This window comes from Paenibacillus soyae (assembly GCF_024623455.1).
Lineage (GTDB): Bacteria > Bacillota > Bacilli > Paenibacillales > Paenibacillaceae > Pristimantibacillus > Pristimantibacillus soyae.
Genome location: NZ_JANIPJ010000006.1, coordinates 1 through 13368, shown reverse-complemented (window position 1 = coordinate 13368; position 13368 = coordinate 1). Strand labels below are relative to the sequence as shown.

General features: G+C 55.2%; 9 protein-coding genes. All 9 read left to right on the top strand.

Annotation, left to right across the window (positions count from 1 at the left end):
* The first annotated feature begins 2 nt into the window (after nt 1–2).
* The 9 genes from NQZ67_RS10110 (at nt 3) to NQZ67_RS10070 (ending at nt 13213) form a co-directional block, all read left to right on the top strand.
* The gene (locus NQZ67_RS10110) at nt 3–1457 is read left to right on the top strand and encodes an NHL repeat-containing protein (protein ID WP_257445113.1); all 1455 of its coding nucleotides are present in this window, start codon (nt 3–5) and stop codon (nt 1455–1457) included.
* 81 nt (nt 1458–1538) lie between these two features.
* Nucleotides 1539–2135 (top strand): YIP1 family protein, encoded by a 597-nt coding sequence (locus tag NQZ67_RS10105; RefSeq protein WP_257445111.1) that lies wholly within the window; start codon nt 1539–1541, stop codon nt 2133–2135.
* A gap of 4 nt (nt 2136–2139) precedes the next feature.
* Complete coding sequence (locus NQZ67_RS10100; protein ID WP_257445110.1) at nt 2140–4764, top strand: DUF5696 domain-containing protein; 2625 nt, start codon at nt 2140–2142, stop codon at nt 4762–4764.
* Between the two features lie 12 nt (nt 4765–4776).
* The gene (locus NQZ67_RS10095; RefSeq protein WP_257445108.1) at nt 4777–5709 is read left to right on the top strand and encodes a carbohydrate ABC transporter permease; all 933 of its coding nucleotides are present in this window, start codon (nt 4777–4779) and stop codon (nt 5707–5709) included.
* A complete protein-coding gene (locus NQZ67_RS10090) occupies nt 5696–6691 on the top strand; it encodes a carbohydrate ABC transporter permease (RefSeq protein ID WP_257445106.1) in 996 nt (331 codons plus the stop codon). Before NQZ67_RS10095 ends, NQZ67_RS10090 begins: the two co-directional genes overlap by 14 nt.
* A 43-nt stretch (nt 6692–6734) precedes the next feature.
* Nucleotides 6735–9449, top strand: a complete 2715-nt coding sequence (locus tag NQZ67_RS10085; RefSeq protein WP_257445104.1) for a beta-galactosidase — start codon at nt 6735–6737, stop codon at nt 9447–9449.
* Entirely contained in the window at nt 9436–10431 is a 996-nt protein-coding gene (locus NQZ67_RS10080) for a glycoside hydrolase family 43 protein (protein WP_257445102.1), read from the top strand. Before NQZ67_RS10085 ends, NQZ67_RS10080 begins: the two co-directional genes overlap by 14 nt.
* Before the next feature lie 259 nt (nt 10432–10690).
* Nucleotides 10691–11725 carry a LacI family DNA-binding transcriptional regulator gene (locus NQZ67_RS10075; RefSeq protein WP_257445100.1) on the top strand — a complete coding sequence of 345 codons (1035 nt, stop codon included), beginning with the start codon at nt 10691–10693 and terminating at the stop codon, nt 11723–11725.
* Nucleotides 11726–12034: 309 nt separating this feature from the next.
* Nucleotides 12035–13213 carry an MFS transporter gene (locus tag NQZ67_RS10070; RefSeq protein ID WP_257445099.1) on the top strand — a complete coding sequence of 393 codons (1179 nt, stop codon included), beginning with the start codon at nt 12035–12037 and terminating at the stop codon, nt 13211–13213.
* Nucleotides 13214–13368 lie beyond the last annotated feature (155 nt).

Sequence of the window (13368 nt, the reverse complement as noted above, 5' to 3'; positions counted from 1 at the left end):
CGGTGATGAATTATATGAGGGCTGCCGTTATCGCCTGCGCGATCTGCCTGCTCTTCCCGACAGCCGGCGCGTACGCCGCGAATACGTTCGAGAGCGATTACACCTATGATGCATGGGGAAGAGCCAAGCGGAGTCCTCCGGCATTCGAGTGGGCGGATACGCTGGACGGCAGCCGCATGGAGAAGATCAAGGTCGGAAGCTTCGACGACGTGTACGTCGCCGATGACCGGATCTTCGTCGCGGACGCGACGGAAAGCCGCATCAATGTGTTCGACACGGATCTTACGTTCCTCGCTTCCATTAAGTTGATTCGGGACGAAGCCGGAAAAATCATGGTGAGCGAAGCGACAGGCAAGCAGCTCATGCTGGCTAATCCCGAAGGCGTGTTCTACAGCGAGGCGCTTGGCGAGCTGTACATCGCGGACACGGGAGCGGAGCGGATCGTGGTGCTGGACGGGGAGTCTTACTCTTACAAGCGGACGATCGAGAAGCCCGCGGACATGGTGGGGGTAACCCCGTTCAAGCCGTCCAAGCTTGTCGTCGACAAGAACGGCAAAATCAGCGTCGTCGTGCAGGGAAGCTATGAAGGCATAATCGACATCCATCCGGACGGCACCTTCTCCCGCTATTTTGGCTTGAATAAGCCTAGAGTCAATCTAATCGATTTCTTCTGGAAGTCGATCGCCTCCAATCAGCAGAAGGAGAAGATGAAGAAGCTGTTCGCGCCTTCCTTCAATAATATAAGCATCGATTCGGAAGGGCTGATCTACGCGACGACGTTCGACCCTTCGGCGCAGGATAAAGTATTCCGCTTTAACTCGAAAGGCGAAAACGTGCTGATCCAAGACGGGTATTTCCGCGTCATCGGCGATCTGCCGCGAGTCACGGCGACGGAAAGCCAGTTCGTCGATATCGCGGTTTCCGATTACGGCGTATATGCCCTCCTGGACAAAACGATGGGAAGGGTGTTCCTCTACAATTTCGAAGGGGATATCATGAACGTCTTTAATTCCATCGGCAACCTGAAAGGAAACGTCAAGGAGCCGACCGCGATTACCTGGTTCGGAGATAAGCTGATCTTGACGGATAAGCAGTTCGGCAGCGCGTATGTATTTCAGCCGACGGAGTTCGGGCAGGCCGCCCTGGAGGCCGAGAAGCAATATTTCCACGGCAACTGGGAAGCGGCGGGAGCGGCGTTCGAGGAGACGCTGGAGCGCAACGCCAATTACGACATCGCGTATACGGGCGTCGGCCGAAACTACCTGATGCAGGACGTATTCGACAAGGCGATGTACTACCTGAAGCTCGGCAACAGCCGCGGGTACTATTCGCAAGCCTTCGCGGAATATAGGAATCTGTTCATCCAGCACCATTTCATGTGGTTCGTCCTCCTGTTCGTCGCCCTTGCCGGCGCCTTGTTCTATTCGGAATTCAGATACAACAAGAAAAACGGTTAGCGATTGCGGCAGGACCACTCAAGCTCTACAGGAAAGGTATGATCCTAACTTATGGCCGGAATTGTTGAAGATGGGAAATATATGTTCCGCGTGCTCCTCCATCCGTTCGACGGATTTTACGATGTGAAGTTTCTGGGCAAAAGAAATTTCGCGCTGGCGACGGTCATCATGCTCCTCTGCGGCGTCACGGGCATCATGAGCTACCAATACACCGGCTTCATTCTGAACTATAATCCGCTATTCGCCATGAACAGCATCACGATTTTCATTACGACGCTGTTCCCGTTCCTGCTGTTCATGATCAGCAACTGGAGCATTACGACGCTGTTCGACGGCAACGGCACCATCGGCGATATCTACATCGTAATCAGCTACGCGCTGATTCCGAAGCTGATCTTCGATGTGCTCGGCATTATGCTGAGCAACGTCGTCACGCAAGAGGAATCGGCGCTGCTAACCGCGTTTACGGCGATCGGAACGGTGTGGTTCGCGTTCCTGCTGTTCTGCGGCTTGACCGTGACGCATGAATATTCGGCTATGATCAACATCGTGACGCTGGCGGCCTCCTTCGTCTCGGCGATTCTCATCGTCTTCCTCTCGATGTTGTATTTTACGCTTATAGGGAAAGTGATCGGATTCGTCTATGCGGTCTTCCTGGAATTGACGAAGAGGTGGTGACAACATGCTCAAGAACATAAATCTGGCATCGGTCGTTCGGATCAAGGCTATAGGCAGGCGGGAGCTGGCGCTGGCGGTTCTGGCCGTGCTCATTGTCGCCGCCCTCAGCTTCCTTCCATCCGTCATCAAGCACTACGGGATCGCCCGGCAGCCGCTGCCGGAATATAACCGGGAGGGCGTGTCGGCGCAGACGGGCAAGCTCGATCCGAAAGCCGGTACGGTGCTGCTCTCCAGCAGCGAAGGAAAGGAGCTTTATCTCGACACCGGCACGCTGAATTTGAAGGTGGTAGACACCTCGAGCGGAGCGGTGTGGAACAGTTTATTCGACGACGGGAAAAGCGGGGATGTCGAGAAATCCCCGATCGTCATCCGGTTTCTCGGCGAAGACAGCGCGATGCACGAGTGGGATGCGTACCGGTACGCGATTCAGAACGGCCGGTATACGTTGAACCGGATCGAGAACGGCGTCCAAATCGTGTTCGATTTCTTCGAGACCGAATCCTACCGTCTGGAAGAATACATGCCAGCGAAGATATCGATCGAAAGCTACGAGACGCTCTTCCTGAAGAAGCTTGAAGAGCTGGCCGCGCAAGGAAATCTCACGGCAGCGCAAGTCAAAAAATATGAGGAGGCGCTCTCCATCGCTTATCAGCGGGACGAGGATAACGGCCTCTACTTTTTCAAATTTTCCGGCTTGCCGCCGCTCTCGCTGGTCAAGGATTTGATTCAATTCTCGAAGGATGTCGGGTACACGACCGACATGCTGATCGCGGACAGCCAGCAGTTCGGAGTGACGGTGACGATTACGCAGCCCGCGCGGTTCGTCGTCACGATGGAGGCGACGCTGGATAAGGGCGATCTCGTCGTGAAGGTGCCGACCTACGAAATCGTAGGCGACAACGACTTCTACACGATCCAGAACATCGCCGTTCTTCCTTCATTCGGCCTCGCTTCGGCGGAGAAGGTGGATGACGGGCAGATCGTCGTGCCGGACGGGGCGGGCGCCTTGTTCCAAGTCAATACGTTCAATGGGAAATTCCCGGAGTATGAACGGCCGGTGTACGACAATACGTACTACAACACGTTGTACGAGATGCCGGAATTTCCCGAAAATCTGACGATGCCCGTATTCGGCATGTACGCGACGGATCTTGCCGGAAGATCGCAAGGCCACCTGGGCATTATCGAGAAAGGCGCCGAGCTTGGCTATGTGAAGGTGCAGCTGGGCACGAAGGATACGTCGGCCGGCGGCGCGCCGTACAACAAAGTATACAGCACCTTCGATTCCATGCAGTATTCGCGCGTGAAGGTTTTCGGCCCTTACAGCGACAACGAAGCGCGCTTCCTGGCTACGACCGGCCTGATTCACGTCGATTATACGGTCCGATACAAGCTGTTCGGCGAGAAGGTCGACTATTACGATTTGGCCAAGGCGTACCGGGATTATCTGATCGAAGCGCACGGGCTTGAGCCTGCCTACTCGGCGGAGCCGAAGCTGTTCCTCGACGTCATCGGAACCGTCACGCTGGAGAGGAGACTGCTCGGCATTCCTTACAGCAAACCGTATTCGATGACGAAATACAGCCAGCTGCTCGAGATTATGCGGGATCTGAAGGACGTGAGCGCCGTGGTCAGCTACAAAGGCGTCTTGAACGGAGGCCTGAACAATACGATCGGCAACAAAGCGGAGCTGGTAGGGGAAAACGGCAGCAAAAAAGAGCTTGAAGCGCTGATGAGCGGCTTCCGAGAGGGGAACGACGAGCTGTTCCTTCATGCCGACCTCCTGCGGCTGTCGGATACAAGCGGAGGCTTCTGGCCGAAATCGAATGCCCTGTACGGCTACGACGGCAAGCCGATCGAATTCCAGAAGTATAATTACGCGAACGGCTGGTTCGATCTCGGCAGCACCAAACGTTTCTTATTGAATCCGTTATATTTGAGCGATACGGTAGACGGCTTCCTGGGCGGCTCGGCGGCGTATCCGAATATCGCGCTCGGCGACTTGGGCTCCACGTATTACGCGAGCTACAATCCGCGCGAGATTATCGACCCGGTGGCGACGCGCTCGATCGTGGAGGAGAATCTGCGGAAGCTGTCCGAGCAGAAGATGCTTGCGCTGGACAATCCCAATATGGACCGGATTCCGCACATCGCCTACGCGTCCGATATTTCCAGGGAGAGCAGCAACTACGCGACGATGTTCAGCTCGATTCCGTTCCGGCAGCTCGTCATGAACGGGCTTGCGGAATACACAACGCTGAACGTGAATCTGTCGCCCGACCGGAGCGATTACTTCCTGCTTCAGGCGCTTGAGCTTGGAAGCATTCCGAAGTTCACGATCAGCGCGGAGAACGTCGACATCCTGAAAAACTCGGAATACAGCGACTACTATTCGATTCAATATTCCATGCTGGCGGATAAGATCAAAGCCATGTACAGCGAGTATAGCGAAGGGCTCGCCGCGATCGGCTCGAAGGAAATTACCGGCCACCGGATGCTGGCGGCTGGCGTGTTCGAGACGACCTACGCATCGGGAGCGTCCGTCATCGTCAATTACAACAAATACCCTGTTGCGATATCCGGAACGAATCTAGAAGCCCTCGGTTATCTCATCAAGCCAAAGACGTAAGGAGGTTGTGACATGCAGGGTGCAGCAGAGAAGGTTCGGAAGACGCGTATACCCTACAGAACGATGAAAAAAATTCACGGCCTCGTCTTCGTGCTGCCGTGGCTCATCGGGTTCGTGCTGTTTTTCCTCACGCCGCTGGCGAATACGATCAAGTACTCCTTCCATAAAGTCGGCGTCGCGGACGCCGGAGGAATGGTGCTCGATTTCGTCGGCCTGCAAAATTACAAGGATCTATTTAACGTTGAAGTGTCGAGCCAGAGCCAGACGTTCCTGCGGGTGTTCTCGGACGAAAACATGAATATCTTCATCAACACGCCCGTCATCGTCATCTTCAGCTTGTTCTGCGCGATTCTGATCAACGTGAAGTTCAAGGGACAGGGGTTGGCCAGGGTCGTCTTCTTCCTGCCGATCGTCCTCGGTCTGAAGGTCGTCGTCGACTTGATCATGGTGACGACGGGCGGGGACGTCGCCGACGCGTCCGTGAGCAGCAATTTCGACAACGAGTTTCTAATCGACTTTCTAAGGGAGTACACCTTCCTTCCGAGAGACGTCACGTTTTTTATCTCGGATCTGGCGGCGAACATCTTTATGCTTCTGTCGCAGACCGGGGTTCAGACGCTTATTTTCTTAGCCGGCCTGCAATCGATCAACCCCTCGCTTTACGAAGTGGCGAAGATCGAAGGCGCGAACAGCTACGAAATTTTTTGGAAGATCACGCTGCCGCTCGTCGGCAATATATCGTTGTTCGCGCTCATCTACACGTTCGTCGATATGTTCCTGAAATCTTCCATTTCGACCGAGATCTATTATTTCGCCTTCAATAAGAACAATATCGGTGTAGGCTCCGCCTTATCGGTGGTGTACCTCGTCAACGTGTTAATCGATTTGCTCTTGCTGCTGTTTATTATGAACCGGGTGGTGAAGCTCAGCCATGCTGCAAAGTGAACCGCGGACCAGAAAAGAAATCACCGCTTACCGCGTCAAGGAGACGTTCCGAAAAATCGTATTCGGCTATCTTTTTTATTCGCTCGTAATCGGGCTAGGGTTCGCCATCTTGTATCCGTTGATCAAGCTGATCCCGTTTGTGTTCAACAACCTCGAGGATCTCGGCAATCCCGATGTCATCTGGGTGCCGATCGAGCTATCCGTGGACAGCTTCAGGGCGGCCTTCCGGCTCGTGTTCGGCAACGGCGTTCCGATGCTGCAATCCGTCGCTTATGCGGCCATTATCGCCTTGATTCAAATTTTCATGTGCGCCATCGCGGGGTATTCTCTCGGCAGAATCAATTTCTGGGGACGCAACCTGGTCATGTTTCTCGTCATCGTGACCTTCGTCGTTCCGCCGCAGTCCTTGTTGATTTCGCAATACTTAAGCTTCAAGCGCTTCGACATTCTGGGGCTCGTCTCGGCCATTAACGGCAGCACGATCGACTTGATCAATCAGCCTTATACGCTGTATGCGATCGCGTTACTCGGCTTTGGCGTGAAGCAAAGCATGTTCGTGTTTATTTTCCGGCAGTTTTTCAAAGGGCTCCCGAAGGAGCTGGAGGAAGCGGCTTATATCGACGGCTGCGGCTTCTACAGGACGTTCTTCAAGATCGGTCTGCCCAACGCGCTGCCGGCGATCATGACGGTCGGCATTCTCGCGTTCGTATGGAATTACGGAGATACGTATTATACCGGGTACTTCCATCCGGACGGCCCGTACTTAAGCATCAAGCTCGCGACGACGTTCGCGCCGGCGAACGTGAATAACATTCTGTACGCGGTGCGCACCTGGTACGACGCGCCGGGCGCCACGACATTCGCGTTCGACGCGGTCAAACAGGCGGCGGCCTTGATCTTCCTTCTGCCGCTCCTGATCATTTACTTCTTCGCTCAGAAGCGGATCGTCGAGAACCTGGAGCAGTCCGGTATCGTCGGATAATCGCGGTTCTATCATCAACCTTGAAGTGAGAGGCGGAAATGCTATGAATACGATAACCTCAGTCCAGAATCCATCCGTCATCGGATACGATAACAAGAGCTTTATTCTAAACGGGAAACGCGTGTTCCTGAGCAGCGCTGCCATTCATTACTTCCGGATGGCGAAGGAGGAGTGGAGAGAGGTTCTCGTCAAAGCGAAGCTGGCGGGGATGAATTGCATCGATACGTATTTCGCTTGGAACGTGCACGAACCGAACGAGGGCGAGTGGCGCTTCGAAGGCGACGCGGATTGCGGAGCGTTCTTGGACCTGTGCGCCGAGCTCGGGCTATGGGTTATCGCAAGGCCGGGACCGTTCATCTGCGCGGAATGGGATTTCGGAGGCTTCCCGTGGTGGCTGGGCCGGAAGGAGGGCGTCAAGTTCCGGGAATACAACGATGTGTTCTTGAAATACGTCGATTTGTATTTCGACCGGATCGCAGCCGTCATTCGGACGCGTCAAATAACGGCGGGCGGCTCGGTGATTCTCGTCCAAGTGGAGAACGAGTACGGGTACTTAGGGAGCGACGAGACCGGCCGGCCTTACTTAACCCATCTGCGTGACGGTCTGCTGACGAGGGGAATCGACGTTCCGCTCCTGACGTGCGTCGGGGGCGTCGAAGGGGCGGTCGAAGGCGCAAACTTCTGGAGCGGCGCGGATCACCACTACGGGCAGCTAATCCGGAAGCAGCCGGATACCCCGAAGCTGGTGGCCGAGTTCTGGAGCGGCTGGTTCGAGCATTGGGGAGCGCCGGCCGCGACCCAGAAGACGCCGCAGCTGTACGAGAAACGAATGCTCGAGGTCGTGCAAGCCGGGTTCTCGGGGCTGAGTCATTATATGTTTTTCGGCGGAACGAACTTCGCGGGGTACGGCGGAAGAACGGTCGGCGCGAGCGACATCTTCATGGTCACCTCTTACGACTATGACGCCCCGCTTAACGAATATGGTAGAACCACGCCGAAATATTTTGCCGCGAAACGGTTCTCGTATTTCGTCCGCGCGATCGAGCCGTTCCTGCTCGCGTCGGAGCCGCTGGATGCGGCCGAAGCGGGCGTTCGGGCGACGGCCGGCCTCAAGGTGCGCGGCAGAAGGCTTGGGGAGCAAAGCTTGTGGTTTGTCGAGAGCGGGAAGGACGAGAGGGAGACGTTCCATATAACGCTTGCGAACGGCAGGACTTTGCCGGTTATCGTCAACCCCGGCGAAATTGTCCCCGTGCTCGACGCGATCGAGATAGGCGAAGGGGTGCGCCTCACCAGCACTACGGCTATCGGCTGCAACGAAATCGTGAACGGGGTCCGGACGCTGATCGTCTACGCCAAGAATGGGCAGCGCTCGACGGTGGAGCTGGATGCCGACGCGGAAATTCGCATAACGGGCGATCGTCCGCTGCTTGCCGCGGCAAGCTCGGACGGGAGAACCGTCACGTTCGACCTCTATCATTTCAGGGAGCCGCAGCGCGTGGAGCTGGAGATCGGCGGCGAGCCGCTGCGCTTAATCGTGCTTAACCAGGACGAGATGGACCGCGCTTGGCGAATCGGCGACGGGCAGTGGCTGTTCGGCTGCGACGACGTGGATTTGACGGCCGGAAGCGGCGGGGGCCATCGCGTACATGTCAGCCAAACAACCGGCAGCCAGCCGCAGCCTCCTGCGCTCGAAGCTTGGTCGAGCGCGGCTTTGGAGCTTGGCCAGGCTCAAGGCGTCTCCGTGGTTCAGCCGCTGGACTTCTCCAGCTTCTCCCAACCGTTCGGCTACTTGCTGTACAGCTGCCGGATTGAACGGGAAGCCGATGGGGAGACCGCGTTCATTCTGCCGAAGCTTCAGGATACCGCGCGGGTTTACGTGAATGGGGTCGAGGCTTCGTTAATCCGCGAGGTCGGTTCCGCCTCCGTCCGGCTTCCTCTCCGCAAAGGCGATAATCAGGTGCAGCTGCTCGTGCAGAATATGGGCCGTTTAAACTTCTCTCCTTATTTGGGCGAGCCCAAGGGCTTGTTCGAAACGGGGTATGTGGACGGCTCGGTGCAGGATTTGCGCAAGAGCTGGGAAACGTCGGACAAGGAGGTCGTGCACTTGGATCAAGCGGGACAGCTCGAAGAAAACCCGGTTCTGTCACGCTCGTTCCGCATCGAGGGGCAGGACCGCGCGGTTCTCGTCGGCGCCGTGGCCGCGCCGCTGCGCATTAACGGAGCGGAGGTTCCGATGGAGGGCTACCAGAATTGGTTCGCGAACCAGTCCGTCGATATTTCCGACTTCGTAAGGGAAGGGAACAATGTGATCGAAATGCCGTACGTCAAATCGCCGGTTGCGCGGCTGGAGCTGCTCGCTTACCGCTCCGCCGACGGGGTACAGGAGTGGAGCATGGCCGGCGTGGAGGACGGCGGGCCAGGTGCAGAGTCTGCCAATTATTCCGGACTCGGAGTCCCTGCCTGGCATACTTGCGAATTCGCGAGGCCGAAGATTCCGGAGACAATTCATGCGAAGCTGAAGCTTAGGCTCACGGGCATGAGCAAAGGAACGATTTGGCTGAACGGCATCAACCTCGGACGCTACTGGCAGATCGGACCGCAGGAGGATTACAAAATTCCGATGGCTTGGCTGAAGGAGAGCAATGTTCTTGTCCTGTTCGACGAGGAAGGGCGCTCGCCGGAACGGGTGAGGCTGCTGTTCGACGAGCAAACCTCCCGGGAATGGGTGGAAAGGAGCGAGGGATATGACGGTATATAACGCCGCTTCGGATACGTCGAACCCCCGCAAGGGCCATCGCCTTGCGGACATCGCCGCGCATGATCCGTTCGTTCTGCCCTATCGGCAGGAGGGAGCCTACTACCTGTATACGACCGGCATTCCGAGATTTACGGATTTAGATCGAAGCGGGGTTCTCTTCTACAAAAGCAAGGATTTGCTCGATTGGGAGGGACCGTACGTCGCCTTTACCGTGCCGGACGGCGTATGGGCCCATCCGCAGCACGGCACTTGGGCGCCGGAGGTGCACGAGTATCAAGGCAAGTATTATATGTTCGTCACGCTTCATAACCGGGACCGGATATTCTCGGAGCCTCCCGAGACGTGGCACACGAATCACCTGCGGGGAACGAGCATCGCGGCAGCCGATACGCCGGAGGGGCCGTTCGAGCTGATCAAGACGGACGGCCCCGTCCCGCCGGAACGATTCATGACGCTCGACGGAACCCTGTATCGCGACGAGGGCGGCAAGCCATGGATGGTCTACTGCCATGAATGGCTTCAGGTCATTGACGGCACGTTCGAAGCGATTCCGCTGAGGGAGGATCTGTCCGAGGCGGACGGCGAGCCGATCCATCTGTTCAAAGCCTCCGACGCGCCTTGGATTAACGGCGAACGGATCCCCGGCGTCAAGCCGTCCGTCTACGTTTCCGACGGCTGTCAGCTGTACCGCACCAAGGGCGGCCGCTTGATCATGTTATGGTCCAGCTATAATAAGGACGGGTACGTGCAGACGCTGGCGCGATCCGTCTCGGGCCGGCTGGAGGGGCCATGGGAGCAGCTGGAGCCTCTCGTGTACGATGACAGCGGGCACGGCATGCTGTTCCGAACGTTCGAAGGAACGTGGATGCTCATTCTCCACCAGCCGTTCAAGACGCCGGATTCGAGAGCGAAGCTTTACGAGATGGAGGAGACCGAAGACCAGTTCAAGGTCGTGCGGCCGAGAGCCGATCTTCACGGCTAAGCGAAAGTGAAACCCATTACAATTGCCGATATGTTTGATATACTAAAAATATTGTTGAATTTTAGATAATAAGTTCAAAAAGTTCGCTTTTCAGCACCGAGAAGTTTGAATGAAGCTAGAAACTGAGAAGCGGAGCGTAGTGGAGCTACGTGAGCATCGGAAGTTTCGGCTGAATTCAAAATTCGATGTCGAATACGCATCTTGAATTGACTTCGTGATCAAAAGTGGACTTTTTGAACTACCATTAGGAGTGTGCCGCGTGAAGCAAGTAACGATCTACGACATTGCGAAAGAGGCCAATGTCTCCGTAGCGACCGTTTCCCGGGTGCTTAACAATACGGCCCCCGTGAAGGATAGTACGCGATCGAAGATCATGCGGCTGATCGATGAATATCAATTTCAACCGAATGCGCTCGCGCGCGGCTTATCGAAGAAAGAGACGGGAACGATTGGCGTTATCCTTCCCGACGTGACGAACCCTTTCTTCCCGGAGGTGTTCAGCGGAATCGAGCGCATGGCCCGAGACATGGGCTACACCTTCTTCTTGTGCGATACGATTGGCGACTACGAACGGGAATCGCAATATTTGAACATCCTGAGGGAGAAGCAGGTAGACGGCATCATCTTCCTTGGCGGGCGCATTAACCTATCGAAGTGCAAACCCGAGCTTGTCGATGAAGTCGTCGAGACGGCTAACCGGATACCGCTCGTGCTCGTTAACGGCGATTTGCCCGGAACCTCTCTCTACCGCGTCATTACGAATGAGAGCAAAGGCGCGGAGATCGCGACGCAATATCTGATCGATTCCGGGCATCGGGACATCGCCTTCATCGCGGGGAACGATAATATGACGACAACGGCGCAGAAGGTCAGAGCGTTCAAGCGCATTATGAAGCGCAATGGGCTTCATGTTTCCGGCGAGAGGGTGTTGTACGGGGATTTCTCGATGGCGTCAGGCGAACGTCTCATGAACCGCATCTTGTCCAACGAGGATCGTCCGACGGCCGTTTTTTGCGTGAACGATTTCACCGCGGTCGGCGCGCTCAAGGCGGCCATGAAAGCCGGGATCGGCGTGCCGGACGATATTTCCATCATCGGCTTCGACGATATTCCGCTAGCGTCCGCGATATACCCGGAATTGACGACGGTGAAGCAGCAGATGGACATACTAGGAGCCACCGCGGTGCAAGTGCTGCATAAGCTGATCATGAAGGAGAACGTCAAGAAGCTGACCGTCATCGAGCCGGAGCTGGTCGTTCGGGAAAGCACGTTGTCGAGGGATGCCATTCAATAAATTCAATTATTCACTTAAACCACTTCAATTCGAAGTGGTTTTTTTGTTGTGGCGATTTGCCGGGTTATTATTGACGATTCATGAGAGTCGATATAATATGTATATGATTGGTTGTTAGGTTTTCTTACATACTTGCAAGGACGCTGGTTGTTATTGGCGCTAATAACTATCGAATTGACTTTGCGTGGAATATATTCCGCGTGAAATTAGAGTATGGAGTTTAATTTTTTGGATTTTCGGTGATTTATGACAGATTAAATGACGCAAAACAAGCGAATGTAGATCTACACATGGATTGGAGCCAAAACAATGAACCAAACGAAAGCACTTATCCTTTCAACGGTCGCCATGACCGTTTCTTTTGTGATCTGGTCGGTATTTCCGCCGATCGCCGGGCAGATTCAAGAGCTGCTGGGCTTAAGCAATCTCGAGAAAAGCATTCTGGTCGCGACTCCGGTGCTGCTGGGGTCGATCATGCGGATTCCGATGGGAATTCTAACCGACCGTTTTGGCGGCAAAAGGGTGTTCACGCTCACCATGCTGTTCTTAATCCTGCCTGTGGTTACGGCCGGGCTTGTCGATTCGTATGCTTGGCTGCTAGTATGCGCCTTGTTTATCGGGATGGCCGGCACCGCCTTTGCAATCTCTATCGCCTTCGTATCCAGATGGTATCCGCCTGAGCGCCAGGGCTTCATATTAGGCATAGCCGGACTTGGCAATCTGGGGAGCGCATTCGCCAACTTTCTGATTCCGTCCGTGTCATCCGCTTACGGCATTCCTTGGGTGTTTTTTGGCCTGGCCATCGTCATTGGGGTCATGGCCGTCGTGTTCCAAGCTTTCACGAAGGATCCACCGAAGCCGGCCGCTCCCAAGACCTTGAAGCAATCGTTGTCCGTTATGAAGGAGAAAGCGACCTGGCACTTGTCTATTTATTATTTTCTGACGTTCGGCGGATTCGTCGCATTCAGCGTGTACTTGCCTACCTTGCTGAAGGATTTGTTCCAGCTGAGCGCATTCGACGCGGGGCTGAGAACGGCTGGTTTTGTATTGGCCGCCACGTTGATTCGGCCGGCGGGCGGATATTTGGCGGACCGGTTCGGAAGCCGGAAGGTACTAACGGTCGTATTCATCGGCATATTGGCCGGCGCGCTGGTCTTGTCCGTATCGCTTGAGCCCTTCTTTATGTTCAGCCTGGTATGCTTGTTATTGTCTCTACTGCTGGGTCTAGGCAACGGGGCGGTGTTCAAAATGGTGCCGGAGGTATCCTCCGGCAATACGGGAGCAGTCACGGGATTCGTTGGAGCGGCAGGAGGCATCGGCGGTTTTTTTCCTCCGATCGTGCTGGGGGCTGTCTTTGATTCGACGGGACATTATCATCTAGGCTTCGCCTTAATGGCCGCGTTCGCATTGGCATGTCTGGTTCTGAATTATTCGGGGCGGAAGCCGAATCGATTGAGCGCTCGGAAAGGCATGAGTTATTCGGCATAAAAAACAAGCACGTCCGGAGGACGTGCTCCAGGCTGTCGAGAAAGTCTCGACAGCCTATCTTTTGTCTAATTGGTTCAACACGACACAGCGTTAATGTGATATAATAATGGTATCAATTATTAGATCGGTAGGTGTTGTTCGTGCTTCGTTCGAAT